Origin of the sequence: Streptomyces sp. A012304 (assembly GCF_026008495.1) — a bacterium.
Lineage (GTDB): Bacteria > Actinomycetota > Actinomycetes > Streptomycetales > Streptomycetaceae > Streptomyces.
This window is the reverse complement of sequence record NZ_BQUN01000007.1, coordinates 1-16777: the sequence shown is the minus strand read 5'-3', so window position 1 is coordinate 16777 and position 16777 is coordinate 1. Positions and strand designations below refer to the sequence as shown.

The 16777-nt window shown below is 72.8% G+C and carries 16 protein-coding genes, 1 tRNA gene, 1 pseudogene and 1 riboswitch; of the genes and pseudogenes, 12 read left to right on the top strand and 6 right to left on the bottom strand.

The window, feature by feature from the left end; genetic code table 11:
- Positions 1 to 1316, bottom strand: a 1316-nt coding sequence (locus tag ALMP_RS02770; protein WP_264924378.1) for an ATP-binding protein, incomplete at its 3' end; no start/stop codon positions are given.
- Positions 1317 to 1643: 327 nt separating this feature from the next.
- Positions 1644 to 2108: pseudogene (locus ALMP_RS02765) on the bottom strand (hypothetical protein); the annotation flags it as partial.
- Positions 2109 to 2373: 265 nt separating this feature from the next.
- On the opposite strand from ALMP_RS02765, the gene ALMP_RS02760 reads away from it, so the two are divergent.
- Positions 2374 to 2610, top strand: coding sequence for a hypothetical protein (locus ALMP_RS02760; RefSeq protein WP_264924377.1), 237 nt, complete (start codon positions 2374 to 2376; stop codon positions 2608 to 2610).
- Between the two features lie 154 nt (positions 2611 to 2764).
- On the opposite strand, the gene ALMP_RS02755 is transcribed toward ALMP_RS02760, so the two are convergent.
- Together ALMP_RS02755 and ALMP_RS02750 are read right to left on the bottom strand one after the other, a co-directional pair.
- On the bottom strand, positions 2765 to 3139 hold the full coding sequence (locus ALMP_RS02755) for a helix-turn-helix transcriptional regulator (protein ID WP_264924384.1): 375 nt from the start codon (positions 3137 to 3139) through the stop codon (positions 2765 to 2767).
- Positions 3140 to 3297: 158 nt separating this feature from the next.
- Positions 3298 to 3672 carry a hypothetical protein gene (locus tag ALMP_RS02750; RefSeq protein ID WP_264924376.1) on the bottom strand — a complete coding sequence of 125 codons (375 nt, stop codon included), beginning with the start codon at positions 3670 to 3672 and terminating at the stop codon, positions 3298 to 3300.
- Positions 3673 to 3939: 267 nt separating this feature from the next.
- On the opposite strand from ALMP_RS02750, the gene ALMP_RS02745 reads away from it, so the two are divergent.
- Together ALMP_RS02745 and ALMP_RS02740 are read left to right on the top strand one after the other, a co-directional pair.
- Positions 3940 to 4054 (top strand) — tRNA-Pro (locus ALMP_RS02745).
- 133 nt (positions 4055 to 4187) lie between these two features.
- The gene (locus tag ALMP_RS02740) at positions 4188 to 4640 is read left to right on the top strand and encodes a flavodoxin family protein (RefSeq protein ID WP_264924375.1); all 453 of its coding nucleotides are present in this window, start codon (positions 4188 to 4190) and stop codon (positions 4638 to 4640) included.
- A 28-nt stretch (positions 4641 to 4668) separates the two neighbouring features.
- Here ALMP_RS02740 and ALMP_RS02735 read toward each other — a convergent pair whose 3' ends face one another.
- Positions 4669 to 5109 carry a hypothetical protein gene (locus ALMP_RS02735; RefSeq protein WP_264924374.1) on the bottom strand — a complete coding sequence of 147 codons (441 nt, stop codon included), beginning with the start codon at positions 5107 to 5109 and terminating at the stop codon, positions 4669 to 4671.
- A 383-nt stretch (positions 5110 to 5492) separates the two neighbouring features.
- Here ALMP_RS02735 and ALMP_RS02730 point away from each other — a divergent pair, with 383 nt between their 5' ends.
- The 9 genes from ALMP_RS02730 to ALMP_RS02680 all read left to right on the top strand — a co-directional run bounded on the left by ALMP_RS02730 (position 5493) and on the right by ALMP_RS02680 (position 15575).
- Positions 5493 to 7769: a M4 family metallopeptidase gene (locus tag ALMP_RS02730; RefSeq protein WP_375803416.1), complete on the top strand. Its 2277-nt coding sequence runs from the start codon at positions 5493 to 5495 to the stop codon at positions 7767 to 7769.
- Between the two features lie 111 nt (positions 7770 to 7880).
- A riboswitch (cobalamin riboswitch) is annotated at positions 7881 to 7963 on the top strand.
- Positions 7964 to 8088: 125 nt separating this feature from the next.
- The gene (locus ALMP_RS02725; RefSeq protein WP_264924382.1) at positions 8089 to 9147 is read left to right on the top strand and encodes an iron ABC transporter permease; all 1059 of its coding nucleotides are present in this window, start codon (positions 8089 to 8091) and stop codon (positions 9145 to 9147) included.
- Between the two features lie 23 nt (positions 9148 to 9170).
- Entirely contained in the window at positions 9171 to 9941 is a 771-nt protein-coding gene (locus ALMP_RS02720) for an ABC transporter ATP-binding protein (protein ID WP_264924372.1), read from the top strand.
- A 5-nt stretch (positions 9942 to 9946) separates the two neighbouring features.
- Positions 9947 to 10957, top strand: a complete 1011-nt coding sequence (locus ALMP_RS02715; RefSeq protein WP_264924381.1) for an ABC transporter substrate-binding protein — start codon at positions 9947 to 9949, stop codon at positions 10955 to 10957.
- A 102-nt stretch (positions 10958 to 11059) separates the two neighbouring features.
- Entirely contained in the window at positions 11060 to 11329 is a 270-nt protein-coding gene (locus ALMP_RS02710) for a hypothetical protein (RefSeq protein ID WP_264924380.1), read from the top strand.
- Between the two features lie 158 nt (positions 11330 to 11487).
- Positions 11488 to 12294 (top strand): chitosanase, encoded by an 807-nt coding sequence (locus ALMP_RS02705; RefSeq protein WP_264924371.1) that lies wholly within the window; start codon positions 11488 to 11490, stop codon positions 12292 to 12294.
- Positions 12295 to 12409: 115 nt separating this feature from the next.
- Positions 12410 to 12898, top strand: coding sequence for a hypothetical protein (locus tag ALMP_RS02700; RefSeq protein WP_264924370.1), 489 nt, complete (start codon positions 12410 to 12412; stop codon positions 12896 to 12898).
- 56 nt (positions 12899 to 12954) lie between these two features.
- Complete coding sequence (locus ALMP_RS02695) at positions 12955 to 13404, top strand: ATP-binding protein (RefSeq protein WP_264924369.1); 450 nt, start codon at positions 12955 to 12957, stop codon at positions 13402 to 13404.
- Between the two features lie 689 nt (positions 13405 to 14093).
- Positions 14094 to 15575 carry an MFS transporter gene (locus ALMP_RS02680; protein ID WP_264924379.1) on the top strand — a complete coding sequence of 494 codons (1482 nt, stop codon included), beginning with the start codon at positions 14094 to 14096 and terminating at the stop codon, positions 15573 to 15575.
- Between the two features lie 98 nt (positions 15576 to 15673).
- On the opposite strand, the gene ALMP_RS02675 is transcribed toward ALMP_RS02680, so the two are convergent.
- Positions 15674 to 16777: phytase (locus ALMP_RS02675; protein ID WP_264924367.1), on the bottom strand; the 1104-nt coding region annotated here is incomplete at its 5' end.

The following is a 16777-nucleotide window of genomic DNA, read 5'->3' as shown; positions in this document are numbered from 1 at the left end:
CCGAGCGCGGCGGCGGACTCCTCCGGCCGGCGCGCCGGCCGCCGCGGCGCCGCGGGCTCCGGGGCGGGGGCGGGCCGGACACGGCGGCGGCGCTGCGGCAGACCGTCGGTGCCGGTGCGCGGCGCGTGGTGGCCCGACGCCTCCGGTGCGGGGCTCTCCGTGCCGTACGCGTGGGCGGGCGTCGGTGCCGGCGCGGTCGCTGTCGCCGGCGCGGTGGCCGCGGCCGGCAGGTCCGTGACGGTCCTGCGGGTGGTGCGCGGGGCGCTCGGCGCCGGGGGCCTCGCCTCGGGGTCGATCCGGCTGAGGAGGTGGCTGGGCACCCGCAGCACCGCGCGTACCCCGCCGTACGGGGACGGCGAGGAGACGTCGACGCCCAGGTCGAACTGCCGGGTCAGACGGCCGATCGCGGCCAGGCCCATGCGCGGCGGGTCGCCCAGTTCGGTCAGCAGGATGGGCGTGTCGCCGGCCACCAGCCGCTGGGCGCGGTCGCGTTCGTCCTGGGTCATGCCGAGGCCGGCGTCGTCGATGGTGACGCACACGCCGTGGTGGACGTGTTCCAGGCTCACCACCACGTCGGTGTCGGGCGCGGAGTGCCGCAGCGCGTTGTCGCAGAGTTCGGCGACGATGATGGCGACGGGCTCCACCGCGTGCGAGACCAGGGCCGTGCCGGGTTCCAAGTGGTTGTGGACCTTCACCCGGTGGTAGCCGGCGAGCCGGGCCTGGCCGCCGGTGACCGCGTCCACCAGGTGCGATTCCTCGCGGGCCAGCCCCACCCACGCCCCGCACACCACCGCGGCGACCTGCGCGCGGCGCAGCGACTGCTCGTTCTCGTGGTCCAGTTCGAAGAGGGTCTGGGTCAACTCCGGTTCGTCGTAGCGCTGTTGCATGCAGCGCAGGGCGTCCTGGAGCCGGTAGAGGGCCGCCTGGATCTCGCGTGTGGCACCCCGCATCCCGGCCTGCGCGGCCGCGTCGACCCGGGTGCGCTGCTCGGCCACCTCGGCCTGGAGCGCCAGCAGGACGTTCTCCAACGCGATGCCGAGGGGCGTGCCCACGGTCAGTGGCTGGAGCGGGCCCGGCACGTCCAGGTGCGGATGGGCCACCTGACGGGCGGCGGCGGGTACGCGGCGTACCGCCAGATGCTCCACCTCGGCCGTGAACGACCGTACCGAGCCGTCGAGTTGGGTGCGCAGGGCGGCGATCTCCGCGCGCTGCCGGGTCTGTTGCCGCCGCGACCGCAGCAGCCCGCCGCCGAGGGCGAGCGCGGACAGCGTGCCGACGGCGAGGCCGCCGGCCACCAGCTCCGGTAATTCGATCATGGATTCGGTTCCAGGGAGGGTCGGTCGTTTCCGGGAACGGCAGGGCAGGGGTGGGCCGCGGTATGCGCACCGGGCACCCGCAGCACAGTACACACCGTCGTTGATCGATTCCGCACGGTCGAGCGAGACTTGGCTCCGAAAACGCCCGTCGTCTGTTCACTTCTGCGTCGACTGTCTGAATTGCCCTGCGTGACAAGTGAGTTGACGCACTCAGACGAGCGGGGCGACGCTCGGGCCGGTTCCGGTTCCGGTTCCGGTTCCGGTTCCCGTTCCGGTTGTGGTTCCGGTTGTGCTGGTGGTTGTGGTTCCGGCTCCAGGGGTGTGCCGCTCGCCGCGCGGCGGCGCCAGTACGGCGAGGGTGCCGTTGGCCTGCCGCAGTGCCAGCTCCAGCACGGCGGGCGCGTGCAGCGCGCCGGACCCGTCCGGCGGCACCAGCCACTCCAGGAACCGGGCCGGCCGGTACGGCGGCGGCACCGCGACCCAGGTGCCCCGGCCCGCGTGCCGCAGCCCCGCCCCGATCCACCGGCTGCCCGGATCCGGCGGCAGGAAGAAGCCCACCCGGTGGGACGCGGTGTCCACCAGCGTCGGGCCCGGCGCCGGCCACGACGACTGCCACAGCAGGTCCAGGGTCAGCATGCCCAGCCGGTCGGGCACGCTGAGCACGTCCCAGTAGCGGCCCGCCTCCAGCAGCACGATCCCGTTGCCCTGGTCCCACTCCCGCTTGCACACCCGAGGGTCCGTCGCGGCGGCGGCGAGCCACTCCACGCCGCGCGTCCACATCCCATCGTTCATGTCCGGCTCCGTGTGAGGTCCGCCCGTGCCCGTCCGCCGCCTGCTGCGGCACCTGCATGTTGGTAGATATTTCTACGTGGCGGAAGGGGTGGCGGACCCTGGCGTTTCGGTCGGGTTCGTTCGAATTTCGACCCTCTGTTCGGTTCGTGGTCCGAGCCCGGCGGCGTTCCCGGGGTCCGGCCGTTTCGCCCGGTGTGTCCCGGCGGGCGATGGGTACCCGGCTGCCGAATGGACATCGACGACAGCACGCTGGGAGGAGGCCCGCATGGCCACCGGCACCGAGACCGGCGACGTGACCGGCACCCGGGACAAGGACTACAACCTCATCTGGTACGTGGAGGCGTGTCTGAGCAACGCGCTGCGGCTGGAGACCTACATCCAGGACGCCGAACGCGACAAGGACACCGAGGTGGCGGACCTGTTCCGCAAGGCCCAGGCCGACAGTCGCAAGGGCGCGGAGCTGGGCAAGCAGCTGCTGCGCACCCGGCTGAACGGCGGCTGACCCGCCCGGGCGAGGGGCCCGGACCCCGTGGGACGTACCACGGGGTCCGGGCCCCTCGTGTGCGCGGGCGGCCGGTGGAGCGATCGCTCAGTGGTCGCTCTCCACGCTCCACGACGGACCGGAAGCGGACCTGTGAGCCGCGCGGCGCCGGGGCTCAGGTCCGGCCCGTACCGCCGTGCGGCACGGACAGCGGCGGTTCGGGTTCGGCCTGGCGCAGCTCGGCCAGCAACTCGTTCCGCCCGGCGAGCAGTTCGGTCAGGATGCGCCGGGCCGCCCGCAGCAGCTCGGCGACATCGCCGCCGGCCAGGGCGTAGCTGACCGTCGAACCCTCCCGGATCGACACCACGATCCCGGAGCGGCGCAACACGGCCAACTGCTGGGACAGGCTGGACGGTTCGATCTCGATCTCGGCGAGCAGGTCCCGCACGGGCACGGGACCGCCCTGCAGCAGTTCGAGGACCCGGATGCGCACCGGGTGCCCGAGCATGCGGAAGAACTCGGCCTTCGCCTGGTAGAGGGGGACCTGCATGGTCAATCGCTCGCTCCCTGCCGCGGTCGGGGTCCTTCGTCCGGCACGATCCTGGCGACTGCGGGCTCCGCACACCCCGGTGATGCACTGATGTGGATGTCTCGAGATGAAGAAATTTGCAATTCACGGGCGTGCGAAGCCGGGCGTGCGGACGCCGTCTACACCTCGAGGTCGGCCTCGATCCGCTTGAGCTGATGCCGGGCCATCGCCAGGTTGGAGCGCTGCCGGTCCAGTACGAGGTAGGTGAACAGCCCGGCGCCCTGCCGGCTGTTGACCAGCCGGATCAGGTGGTACTGGCCGCCGAGGGTGATCAGGATGTCCTCGATCTCGCCCTTGAGGCCCAGGTGTTCCATCGTGCGGACCTTGGCGCGGATCACATCGGTGTTGCCCGCCGCGGCCACGGCCAGGTCGAGGTCCTTGCCGCCGCCGAGCGTGCCCAGCGCCATACCGCTGGTGTAGTCCACGACAGCCGCGCCCAGCGCGCCCTCCACCGCGGTCATCATCTCCTTGAGCGAGACTTCGACGTTCGCCATGGTGCTCTCCTGCCCGTTGCGCGGGACCGGGCTCGTCCGGCCCCGCTCGTGCCCCCGAACCTATGAAGGGCGTCACCCGGACGGGCGCCGTGCTCCGGGACTGGCGCGCACGGCTTCGGAACGCGGCGACGTGTGACGTCTTCTGATCGCGCGCGTACGGGAGTTGACCGAGTGGCCGACGGGAGCCTGCCGGAAAACCGTTGAAGGCGGCCCGGGCACGCCCCCTAGAGTGGCCGGCACCGGGAGCGCGCGGTCCCGGCAGGCTGCGGCGCCGTGGCAGAGCGGTCCATTGCATCGCCGCGGGGGAGACCCTCCCCGCGGCGACTGACGGTCTCGGGTGGGTCTGCCCGCCCCGTCCGCGGGTTCGAATCCCGTCGGCGTCCGCAGCCGCCCCTCTCCCGCGCTCCGCGGGATCCACGACACGCGGGTACGGCGCCGTATCGGCACGCGACGCGTGTGCGCCCCAGGGCCTCGCCGCTTGCGGTCGGGCGGGACAGCGGGCAGGGTTCGATGCCGTGGCCACCTTGCTGATCGTCCATCACACGCCCTCGCCGAACTGCCAGGCGATGTTCGAAGCCGTCGTCTCGGGAGCGACGGCGCCGGAGATCGAGGGCGTGCGTGTGGTGCGGCGGGCCGCTCTCGCCGCCACGGCCTCCGACGTGCTGGCCGCCGACGGCTATCTGCTGGGCACCCCCGCCAACCTCGGCTACATGTCCGGCGCCCTCAAGCACTTCTTCGACCAGGTCTACTACCCCTGCCTGGACACCACCCGCGGCCGGCCCTTCGGCTACTACGTGCACGGCGGCAACGACGTCACCGGCGCGGTGCGCGGCATCGAGGCCATCACCACGGGCCTGGGCTGGCGCCGCGCCGCCGAGCCCGTGACCGTCACCGGAGAGCCCGCCAAGGCCGACGTCGAGGCCTGCTGGGAACTCGGCGCGACGGTGGCCGCGGGCCTCATGGAGTGAGCGCGCCCCGCGACGGGCAAAGGACCCCTCAGTCCCACAGCGGGTACGTCATCACCCGCCGGAACTGCTCCGGCCGCTCTCCGGGGTACTCCAGGCTGATCCGTCCGTAGCGCTGTGTCCGCGGGTCCTTCTGCCAGGCCCGCGGCTCGTCCAGCCGTACGACGACCGGGTACGAGCGGAAGGTCCCCGCGGCGCAGTACGGCTCGCAGTCGTTGACGACACTGACTCCGGTGGCCTTCGCCGAGCCGGCCTTCCAGTGGTCCCACTTCAGTGAGACGAGACGGCTGTTGCCGTCGCCGCAGGCCAGGAGGAACGCGTCGGGCCGGACCTGGGATCGCCAGAGGCAGTCGACCAGGACCGGTCCCGAGGCCTGACGCGCGGACCGGGGTTCGGTCGGCGCCGCCGAGGCCGTGCCGACCGCCGCGGTCAGTCCCAGCGCGGCACAGAGCAGGGCCGCCGTTCTCGTCATGTGTCCGCGCATCTCCGCTCCAGCCCGCGTCCGCGCCGAGGAATTCCGTACCGACGCTACGTCGACGAGCGCGAAGAGGCCATCCGGATCGTGGCGCGGCCGAAAAGGAGGTGCCGCCGCGCCGAACTCCCAGACGGGCGTGGTCATTTCAAGCCGTTGTCTTGGCATTCCCATGACAAAACGGCGATCAAGGTGTCAGGCTGCTGCCGAACGTTCACCATTCCTTCACTCCTTCCTCACCCCTCACTCCGTCGCGCCCGCCGCCTCCCGCCGGCCGCCCGCAGACCACCCGCCCTGCCGTGCAGCGCTCCGGACCGGCCGTACCCCGGCGGTCCGCCCCACCTCGGCCCGCACCCGGGCCGACCTCGCAGAAGGAGATGCCGTTGTCCCGGCGACACCGCCCCCTCCACCGGCGCAGACGCGCCGCGGCCCTGGCCCTCACCACCGTCGGCACCCTGCTCGCCGTCGGTGCCCAGACCTCCGCCACGTCCGCCGCCCCCGCGGACCCCGGCCCGGCCGCCTCCACGATCACCGCCGCACCCCGCGCCGGCGCCGCCCCGGCGCCCCTCACGCCCGCCCGGCGCGCCTCGCTCGTGCGCGCCGCGCAGACCGCCGCCGGCGCCACGGCCGAGCGGCTCGCCCTCGGCTCCCGGGAGAAGCTCGTCGTCAAGGACGTCATCCAGGACGCCGACGGCACCACGCACACCCGTTACGAGCGCACCTACGCCGGGCTGCCCGTCCTCGGCGGCGACCTCGTCGTCCACGTCAAGAACGGCCGGACGACCGTGTCCCGGGCGAGCGAGGCCCGCCTCGCCGTGCCGTCCCTCACCCCGAAACTCACCGCGGCCGGCGCCACCGGCAAGGCCCTCGCGGCCGCGCGGACGGCCGACGTCGCGCGCGCCGAGGCCGAGGCAGTGCCCCGGCTCGTCGTCTGGGCGGGCAAGGGCAGGCCCGTCCTGGCCTGGGAGACGGTCGTCGAAGGCGTCCAGGAGGACGGCACCCCCAGCGAGCTCCAGGTCGTCACCGACGCCACGTCCGGCAAGCAGATCCAGGCCGCCGAGCAGGTCCACACCGGCACCGGCCACGGCCAGCACAACGGCGAGGTACCGCTCGGCACCACCCTGTCCGGATCGACGTACCAGCTCGTCGACGGCGACCGGGGCGGCCAGCGCACCTACGACCTGAACCGGGGAACCTCGGGCACCGGCACCCTCTTCACGGACGACAACGATGTCTGGGGCAACGGCACCCCCGCCGACCGCCAGACCGCGGGCGTCGACGTGGCCTTCGGCGCCGCCGCCACCTGGGACTACTACAAGGACGTTCACGGCCGCAACGGCATCCGCAACGACGGCGTCGCCGCCTACAGCCGCGCCCACTACGGCAACAACTACGTCAACGCCTTCTGGCAGGACAGCTGCTTCTGCATGACCTACGGCGACGGCGAGGGCAACGCCAAGCCGCTGACCTCGCTCGACGTCGCCGCGCACGAGATGAGCCACGGCGTCACCAGCGCCACCGCCGACCTGACGTACGCGGGCGAGTCCGGCGGCCTGAACGAGGCCACCTCCGACATCTTCGCCGCCGCCGTCGAGTTCCGCTCCGACCTGGCCGCCGACGTCCCGGACTACCTCGTCGGCGAGAAGATCGACATCAACGGCGACGGCACCCCGCTGCGCCACATGGACAAGCCCTCCAAGGACGGCTCCTCCCACGACTACTGGAGCTCCGCCCTCGGCGGCGTCGACGTCCACTACTCGTCGGGCCCCGCGAACCACTTCTTCTACCTCCTCTCCGAGGGCAGCGGCGCCAAGACGATCAACGGCGTCGCCTACGACAGCCCGACCTACGACGCGAAGCCCGTCACCGGCATCGGCATCGAGAACGCCGCGCGCGTCTGGTACCGCGCGCTGACCACGTACATGACCTCCTCCACCGACTACGCCGGCGCCCGCACCGCCACCCTCCAGGCCGCCGCCGACCTGTTCGGCGCCTACAGCCCCACCTACCTCGCCGTCGCCGACGCGTGGGCCGCCGTCAACGTCGGCAGCCGTATCGCCCTGGGCGTCAACGTCGCCCCGATCGCCGACCAGACCAGCGGCGTCGGCCAGGACGTCTCCCTCCAGGTGGACGCGTACACCACCAACACGGGCGCCTCCCTCACCTACACCGCGAGCGGACTGCCCGACGGCCTGACGATCAGCGACAGCGGCCTGATCACCGGCGTGCCGACCACCGTCGGCGCCAGTGACGTCACCGTCACCGTCACCGACGGCACCGGCGCCTTCGTGACGGTCGACTTCGCCTGGCGGATCGCTTACGTCTACGCCTCCACCAACCGCGTCGACATCCCGGACGCGGGCGCCGCGGTCGAGTCCCCGATCACCATCACCGGCCGCACCGGCAACGCCTCGGCCGCCACCGAGGTGTACGTGAACATCGTCCACACCTACCGCGGCGACCTCACGGTCGACCTGGTCGGCCCCGACGGCACCGTCTACCCGCTGCTCAACCGCAACGGCGGATCCGCCGACAACGTCGACCAGACCTTCACCGTCGACGCCTCCGCACAGCCCGTCGACGGCACCTGGAAACTGCGCGTCCAGGACCGCGCCTCGATCGACGTGGGCCACATCCAGCGCTGGCAGCTCACCCCGTAACCGGCAGTGCGCACGACGGCCGCCCGGGTCCCGCGAGGGCCCGGGCGGCCGCGCGTGCGGGCCCCGCCCGAGGCGTCGAGCGCGTTTGTTAGGCTCCGAGGGCCTCCCGCGGGGGAAGTCCGGTGAGAGTCCGGCGCTGACCCGCAACGGTGTGCGTGCGGACCCGACGGTCCGTCACGCGAGCCCGATCGCCCGTGGTGGCATGCGACCCGTCGACTGCTCGCCGTGGACTGCGAGAGGGGGACCGCGCGGCCGGCGGGCCGTTCGGCTGTCTCGACGTCCAGCAGGCGGCCCCAGGTGAAGGACCGCCCCGACCGTGCTGCGAAGACCACCGGCGAGCCCCGCCCGCACCCCCCTCTTCCCCTTGGCCCTCGCCCTGGGACTGATCCTCCTCGGGTCCCTCGTGTGCGGGGTGGTCCTCGGCGCCGCGGGCCTCGCCGGCGGTGACGTCCTGCGGCTGCTGTGGGCCGGGCTCAGCGGCGGCACGGTACCCGCCCGGGACGGCGCCGCCTACACCATCGTCTGGGAGATCAGACTGCCGCGGGTCGTGCTCGCCGCCGTCGTCGGCGCCGGGCTCGCCTCCGTCGGCGTGGCCGCGCAGGCGATGGTCCGCAACGCCCTCGCCGACCCGTTCGTCCTGGGCATCTCCTCCGGCGCGGCGGTCGGCGCCAACGCCGTCATCCTGCTGGGCGCCTTCGCGGGCCTGGGCGTGTGGGCGCTGTCGGTGTCCGCGTTCGCCTCGGCGCTCGCCGCCATGGCCCTGGTGTACGCCGTCGCCCGCTCCCCGCGCGGCCTGACCCCGCTGCGGCTGATCCTCACCGGGACGGCCCTGGCGTACGGCTTCGAGGCCGTCACCACCGTGATGGTGTTCGGCGCCGCCCGGGGCGAGGCGGCCCGCTCGGCGATGATGTGGCTGCTGGGCAGCCTCGGCGGGGCGACCTGGGCCCAGGTGCCGATCGCCGCCGTCACCGTGACCCTCGGCTGGGCGTGGCTGCGGCGGCGGGCCGAGGCGCTCAACGCCCTCGCCATGGGCGACGAGACCGCCGCCGCGCTCGGTGTCCCGCCGGCCCGGCTGCGACGGGAGCTGTTCCTCGTCACGGCGGCGGTGACCGGCACGGTCGTCGCGGTCAGCGGCGCCATCGGGTTCGTCGGACTGATGGTGCCCCACCTGGTGCGCATGGTCGTCGGCGCCGACCACCGCCGGGTGCTGGTCCTGGCCCCGCTCGCCGGAGCCGTCCTGCTGGTCTGGGCGGACCTGCTGTCCCGACTGCTCCTCGCCCCGGCCGAGTTGCCCGTGGGCGTCATCACCGCCGTGGTCGGCGTGCCGGCCTTCCTGCTGCTCATGCGGCGCGGCGGCCACACGTTCGGGGGCCGCTGACATGGCCCGCCCTGGAGGACCGCATGCGTGTTGACATCGAAGGCGTCACGGTCGAGGCGGCCGGCGCCCGGATCGTCGACGACATCCGGCTCACCGTCCCCGACGGGGCGTTCGTCGGACTCGTCGGCCCGAACGGCAGCGGCAAGTCGACCCTGCTGCGTTGCGCCTACCGCGCCCTGCGCCCGGACGCGGGGGCGATCCGCCTCGGCGGCGACGACGTGCACGCCATGCCGCCGACGGCCACCGCCCGCGCCCTCGCGGCGCTTCCGCAGGAGTCCGCCGCCGAGTTCGACTTCACCGTCGCCGAGGTCGTCGCCATGGGACGGCTGCCCCACCGCGACCGCACCGCGCGCACCGACCACGACATCTGCGCCCGGGCCATGGACAGCACCGGTGTCGCCCACCTCGCCGACCGGGGCTTCCTCGCCCTCTCCGGCGGCGAGAAGCAGCGCGTGCTGATCGCCCGCGCGCTCGCCCAGCAGCCTCGGGTGCTCGTCCTGGACGAGCCCACCAACCACCTCGACATCGCCCACCAGTTGGAGGTGCTGTCCCTGGTCCGCGCCAGCGGCCCGACCGTCCTGGCCGCCCTGCACGACCTCAACCTCGCCGCCGCCCACTGCGACCTGCTGTACGTGATCGCCGACGGCCGGATCGTCGCCTCCGGCACCCCGCACGACGTCCTGCGACCGGCCCTGCTCGCCGAGGTGTTCGGCGTCCGCGCCCATCCCGTGCGGCATCCGGTCACCGGCACCGTCCAGCTCCTCTTCGACCTCCTCACCCAAGGAACCCCGTGACCGCCCTGCGTTCCCCGGCCTCCGCCGCCGCCCTCGTCCTGACCCTTGCCCTGGCCCTGAGCGGCTGCGGCGCCACCGTCGAACGGTCCGACGCCTCCTCCGGCGACGCCGCCGTCACCCTCACCAACTGCGGCCGCCAGGTCACCTACGACCGGGTGCCCGAGCGCGTCGTCACCAACGACGTGGGCATCACCGAGCTGATGTTCGCGCTCGGCCTGGAGGACCGCATGGCCGGGTTCGCCATGCCGGACGACAAGGGCGACCTCACCGGCGTCCCCTGGAAGGGCGGCTACGACAAGGTGAGGTGGCTGTCGAAGGACCAGCTCACCAAGGAGAACGTCCTCGACGCCCGCGCCGACTTCGTCTTCGCCGGCTGGAACTACGGCTTCCGTGAGGACAGCGGCTTCACGCCCGACGCGTTGAAGAAGCTCGGCATCCCCTCGTACGTCCTCACGGAGTCCTGCCGCAACGGCCGTACGGACACCTCGCGCGGCATCATGCCGCCCCTCGACGCCCTCTACACCGATCTCGCCAACCTGGGGAAGCTGTTCGGCGTCGAACAGCGCGCGGCGAAGCTGATCGCCGGTTTCCGCAAGCAGGTCGCCTACGTCCGCGCGAAGATCCCGGCCGGCGGCGACCGGCCCAGGGTCTTCCTCTACGACAGCGGTCAGGACCAGCCCTTCACCTCAGGCCGGTACGCCGCCCCCGACCAGATCATCAGCGAGGCCGGCGGCACCAACCTCATGCACGACGTCGCCGACTCCTGGACCACCGTCGGCTGGGAGTCCGTCGTCGCCCGCGACCCGGACGTCATCGTGATCTGCGACTACGGCGACGTCAGCGCGGAGCGGAAGAAGGACTTCCTCCTCTCCTACGCGCCCCTGCGCGGCGTCTCCGCCGTCAAGCACCGCCGGATCGTCGTCCTGGACTACGTGGACCTGGTGGAGAGCCCCCGCAACCCGGCAGCCGTCGCCCGTCTCGGCACGTATCTGCGCACGGTCCGGGACGCCGGCTGACGGGCACGGGGCGTTCGCCGGCGGGCGGTGCCCGGCCGGGACGCGGCCGCGTCGGCGGCCGGCCGGAGGCCGTTGTCAGTGGTGGATGCCAAGCTGCTGCTCATGGACGAGACCGAGTTCATGCGGGGCCGGGTCTACGGCGCCGACCATGACGACGCGGGCCCCCGCCCGGACCGCGCGTACGCGGAACTGGTGGGCGGCCCGCTGGACGGCCTGCTGCTGGACGTCACCGGCCGCACCGACCGCGACCCGCACGAGGTGGCGCTGACCACGGAGATAGGCCGCTACGGGCCCGGCGGCCGGGCCGTGTACGTACGCCGCGAGGACGGCCGGCGCTTCGACTGGCAGGGGGACACGCCCGGCACGCCCTGACGGTCACTCACCCTCCGCCGCCCTCAACCTCGTTCGATCCTACGAACCTGCACGCACCGGGGTACCTCTCACCGCCCGAACTTGATAGGAAACCTTCCTGTCAGTCGTGCGCACCACCTCACCCACCCCCCACTCCACCTGGAGCCCCTGTGCCGCACATGTCCCGCCGCACGGCCCTCACCCTGCTCGCCGCGGCGACCGCGACCCCGCTGCTCGCCTCCCCGCAGGCGGCCGCGGCCGCCCCGCCGCTCGCCGCACCCGGCCTCGACGACCCGGCGAAGAAGGAGATCGCCATGAAACTGCTGTCGAGCGCGGAGAACTCCTCGCTCGACTGGAAGGCCCAGTACAAGTACATCGAGGACATCGGCGACGGCCGCGGCTACACCGCCGGCATCGTCGGCTTCTGCTCCGGCACCGGCGACATGCTCGACCTCGTCGAGCTCTACACCGACCGCAAGCCCGGCAACGTCCTCGCCCGCTACCTGCCCGCCCTGCGCGCCGTGAACGGCACCGACTCCCACGCCGGACTCGACCCCCACTACCCGGACCACTGGCGCACCGCCGCCCGCGACAGGACCTTCCAGCAGGCACAGAACGACGAACGCGACCGCGTCTACTTCACCCCCGCCGTCCGCCGGGCCAAGGCGGACGGACTGCGCGCCCTCGGCCAGTTCGTGTACTTCGACGCCATCGTCATGCACGGCGACGGCGGCGACACCACCAGCTTCGGCAGCATCCGCAGGCGCGCCCTGACCAAGGCCAGGCCGCCGGCCCAGGGCGGCGACGAGACGACGTACCTGCACGCCTTCCTCGACGCGCGGGTGTGGGCCATGAAGCAGGAGGAGGCGCACAGCGACACCAGCCGCGTCGACACCGCACAGCGCGTCTTCCTGCGCAAGGGCAACCTCGACCTGGTCCCGCCCCTGGACTGGAAGGTGTACGGCGACAGCTACCACCTCGACTGACCGGCACTTCTGTGACGCGGCTGTGACGGTGGCTGTGGCCCCCGTCACGGCCCCGCGCCCCGGCCCGCGTCCAGGATCGGCACCTACGGTTCAGAACAGAAGGCGAGGCCATGTGTTGACCCTGCTCGGACTGGCTCTCCTGGCCGCCGTGCCCATCTGGGTCGTCGCGGTCGTCATCAAGCTCGTCGCCGCCGTCCTGCCCGGCCGGCGGCCGAACCAGGGCCTGCACCTGCTGCGCTGGTGCGCCGGGATGGCCGCCGCCGCGGCCGTCGGCCTCTACCTCATCGGGGCCGGAGCCGTCCAGTACTCCGAGCACGACTCACGCTCCGGCGCCGACTCGTGGCCGCCGCACTCCTGCCGGGACGGCGTTCCCGCGGAGACCATGCGACGCCTCGTGGACTACCGGGCCTCCTACCTCCCGCCGGAGTTCGACTGTGTCCTGGACGACGGCTCCGCCTACGCCAGCAGTCCCGGCTACGCCTGGATGAACGCCCTCATGGCCGGGTTCGCCGTCGTGGCCGCGGTACTGGCCGTCGCGGCCCGCCGGACGGCCGCCACGGACGGTGACCTGCGTGTTCCCGCCCGTGGTGCCCGTGGGGCGTAGGAGGGCGATTCGGGGGTAAGCGCGCCGAGATGAACGGGGTAGTGAAGGCGGTCCGGATGAAACCTGTTCCGCCCGACGAGGCGCGCCACGGGCCTGCCGAGGGGCCTGCCGAGGTGACGGTGGCCCTCGACGGCCACGAGGGCTGTATCGCCGGGGCGCGGCATCTGACGGGTGATTTCCTCACGAGTGTCCAGCGCGACCACGGGCTGCCGGTGTCGGCACGGACCTTGGACCTGTCGCAGCTCGTGGTCAGCGAACTCGTCACCAACGCGCTGCGCCACGCGCCCGGCCCGGTCCTGCTCCACCTGAGGGTCGCCGGCGACACCGTGGAGATCGCCGTCTGGGACAGCGACCCCACCCCGCCGGTGCCACGCGGCGCCGACCCCACCCGGGTGGGGCAGCACGGGCTGGAGATCGTGATGGCCGTGGCGCAGCACTTCGACGTCGTGACCGAACCGGTCGGCAAACGGATCGTCGCCCGTCTCCGCCTGTTCGACGGCCTCTGACCCGGACGGTCAGCGAGGAGCGGCCTCGCCGACGACGCGGAACGTCGCCGCGCCCACAGTGAGCAACCCCGTCGGACAGCGGTGTGCACCGCACCCCGCCCTTGCCGCGCAGCGCGCGCCGCGCACCCGGCCCGACGGTGACGTCCCTCCACGCGCGGGGCCGCGCCGGACGGTTCACGGCGAACACGACCGGGCCGTCACCGGTGTCGAGCGTGATTGTGCAGCCGACGAAGGAGCCGATGTCGACGCCCCGCAGCAGGACGTTGCGGCCGGCACCTGGACGACCCCGACCTGACCCCCGAGACGATCGCCGCAGCCCACCACATCTCCCGCAGCCACCTCTACCGCCTCTTCCAGGCCGAGGTGTCGGCATGGCCGCGTACATCCGCGACCGGCGGTTGGAGAACGCCCGCCATGGCCACGCCCGCCCGGCCCCGCCGGCGGATGATCGAGTGGTGACGGTTCTGCCGCAGGCGTACGGTCGAACGGTGGCCCCCACAGCGGACGCCTCCGTCCACTGACTTCCCGGGGGGCTCCCCGGGCTCGCTTCCGAGCGCGCGACACGTCACGAGCACCCCGTCATGAGCGTCCCGTCATGAGCACTCCGTCATGAGTACCGCGTCATGAGTACCCCGCAGCCGACTTCCGCGCCCCGGACCTCCACCCGCCAGGGCGGCGGCGGAAGCGCGATGGCGCTGCTGGTCATCGCCTCGTGCCAGCTGATGGTGGTCCTGGACATCACCATCGTGAACATCGCGCTGCCGGACATCCAGCGCTCCCTGGACTTCTCCACCACGAGCCTGTCGTGGGTGGTCAACGCCTACACCCTCACCTTCGGCGGGCTGCTGCTGCTCGGCGGACGGGCCGGCGACATCCTCGGCAGACGGCGCGTCTTCATCTTCGGCGTCCTGCTGTTCGTCGTCGCCTCCCTGCTCGGCGGCCTCGCCCAGGGACCCGGCCAACTCCTGGCCGCACGCGCCCTCCAGGGCGTCGGCGGCGCCATCGCCTCCCCGACGTCCCTCGCGCTGATCAGCACCACCTTCCGCGAAGGGCCCGAACGCAACCGGGCGTTCGGGGTGTTCGCCGCGGTCTCGGCGGGCGGCGGCGCGATCGGCCTGCTCGCGGGCGGGGTGCTCGTCGAGTGGCTGGACTGGCGGTGGGTGTTCTTCGTCAACGTCCCCATCGGGCTGCTCATCGCGCTCGCCACCCCCCGCTGGATCCGCGAGTCCGAGCGCCACCCCGGCCACTTCGACCTCACCGGCGCGCTGACCTCCACCGCCGGCATGGTCCTGCTGGTGTACGGCTTCATCCGGGCCGCCCAGGACGGCTGGCGCGACGCGCTGACGCTGGCCTCCTTCGCCGGCGCCGTCGTCCTCCTCGTCACCTACGTCCTGATCGAACGGCGTTCCCGGCAACCGATCACACCGCTGCACATGTTCGCCGACCGCAACCGCGCGGGCACCTACGGCATCATGCTGTGCCTCGCCGCCGCGATCTTCGGCATGTTCTTCTTCCTCACGCTCTTCGTGCAGAACGTGCTGGACTTCAGCCCGTTGCAGGCCGGGCTCGCCTTCCTGCCCGTCAGCGCCGTCATCGCGCTCGGCGCCGGACTGGCCTCCCGCTTCCTGCCGACGTACGGCCCCAAACCGTTCATGGTGGTGGGCGCCATCCTGGCCGCGGCCGGACTGGCCTGGCTGACCCTGACCGACGTCGACTCCACCTACGCCGGCAGCATCCTCGGCCCGATGCTCGTCTTCAGCCTGGGCATGGGCATGGAGTTCGTCTCGCTGACCCTCATGGCCCTGTCGGACGTCCCCACGCCGGAGACGGGCGCGGCCTCCGGACTGCTCAACGCCACCCAGCAGGTGGGCGGTTCGCTCGGGCTGTCCATCCTGGTCACGATGTTCGGCACGGCCAGCAACAACGAGGCGGAGAAGCAGGTCCCGGCCTTCCTCGCCCAGGCGACGCCCGCCGAACGCCTGCGCTTCCAGCGCACCGGGGAACTCCCGCCGCCCTGGTCCGACGAGGTGCTCGCCGCGGGCGTCTCGGCCGCGTTCGTCATGGCCGCCATCTGCACGGTCCTCGCGGCCCTGATCGCCGTCCTGGTCATCCAGGTCCGCCCCTCGGACCTGGAACGCCTCAAAGGCGACGCGGGCCCGGGCGGGATGTGACAGCGGGGCGGGGTGTGTCCTGCGCCGGACGGACGCAGAGGCGGAGCCAGCGGGGGACAGACGGGTCGCGGCGGGACACGCGCCGCGACCCGGCCGCCTCAGTCGTCCAGCGCCGTCAGCACGTCACCGAGGTCGACGAACTTGAAGTTCGTGGCGGTGCGCTCGTCGCCGCCCGCGTCGTCATCGCCGTCCTGGACGACCAGCAGACCGTGGGGGTACCTCCTGCCGAGCGGCGCGTTGAGCGCCGCCGCTCCGTCGCACTCCTGGGAGCCGTCCGGACCCGTCGCGGTGGCGCCGACCCGGAAGCCGCCCTCGTACTCGTTGGCGTCGGCCACCTCGCGGTCGTACGCGGCGAAGGTGCTGTCGCCCTGGCTGGAGGCGAGCAGATAGCCGTCGCCGTCCGCCTCCGTGAGGAGGGTCAGGCCCTCGACGTCCGCGGACAGCCGGGTGCCCCCGTAGCCCGGGTCGCCTCCGCTCACGCACTCCTCGGTGGCCTCGTCGTACGTGCCCGGCACGCCGTACTCCCGGACCTTGTCGACGAGTCGGGGAGTGCCGTTGAGAGTGGCGGGCAGCCGCCAGATGCCGACGTCCTCCTGCCCGGCGTAGAGCGTGCCGTTCGCCGGGTCGACGACCATGCCCTCGACCTGGGGGAGTTCGCCCGGTTCCGCGCAGGGCGACCAGGACGTGCCGTTCGGCAGGGAGAAGGACGAGGGCAGCGTCAGGGTGCGGATCTTGCGGTAGCCGACCTTGCCGCCGGGGGTGGCGGTGAGTTCGAGCAGCGCGATGGCGGTGCGCTCCCGGCGGCTGACCAGGGCGTAGGTGCGGCCGGTGGTCCGGTCGGTCCAGGTGGCCAGGCCGTACGCGGTGCGCTGCTCGTTGATCTCGGCCTGGTCGGCGGAGAAGACCGGCCCGGCCGCCGGGTCCGTGACGTCCGTGAGGGGACGGCCGGGGCTGCGGGGGTCGATGCGGTAGAAACGCAGCCGGTCGTTGCCCCGGTCGGTGGTGACCGCCAGGTCGGCGCGCCCGGTGGACAGCTTCAGGCCGTGCACCAGGTCGACGTTGTTGAAGCGGCCCGGCGCGTCGTCGGCGCCGGGGCCGGCCGGCGCGGCGATCGACTGCACGAGGCGGGCGTCGAGGTCGTAGACCCGCAGTCCGCCCTCCTTCGCGGTGGCCACGACGAGACTGGCGTCGGGGTCCGCGGC

Coding starts and splice junctions, on each gene's coding strand:
- ALMP_RS02760 (WP_264924377.1), top strand. CDS start 2,374: ATGGCCACCGGCACCGAGACCGGCGACGTGACCGGCACCCGGGACAAG.
- ALMP_RS02755 (WP_264924384.1), bottom strand. CDS start 3,139: ATGCAGGTCCCCCTCTACCAGGCGAAGGCCGAGTTCTTCCGCATGCTC.
- ALMP_RS02750 (WP_264924376.1), bottom strand. CDS start 3,672: ATGGCGAACGTCGAAGTCTCGCTCAAGGAGATGATGACCGCGGTGGAG.
- ALMP_RS02735 (WP_264924374.1), bottom strand. CDS start 5,109: ATGACGAGAACGGCGGCCCTGCTCTGTGCCGCGCTGGGACTGACCGCG.
- ALMP_RS02720 (WP_264924372.1), top strand. CDS start 9,171: ATGCGTGTTGACATCGAAGGCGTCACGGTCGAGGCGGCCGGCGCCCGG.
- ALMP_RS02710 (WP_264924380.1), top strand. CDS start 11,060: ATGGACGAGACCGAGTTCATGCGGGGCCGGGTCTACGGCGCCGACCAT.
- ALMP_RS02705 (WP_264924371.1), top strand. CDS start 11,488: ATGTCCCGCCGCACGGCCCTCACCCTGCTCGCCGCGGCGACCGCGACC.
- ALMP_RS02695 (WP_264924369.1), top strand. CDS start 12,955: ATGAAACCTGTTCCGCCCGACGAGGCGCGCCACGGGCCTGCCGAGGGG.
- ALMP_RS02680 (WP_264924379.1), top strand. CDS start 14,094: ATGGCGCTGCTGGTCATCGCCTCGTGCCAGCTGATGGTGGTCCTGGAC.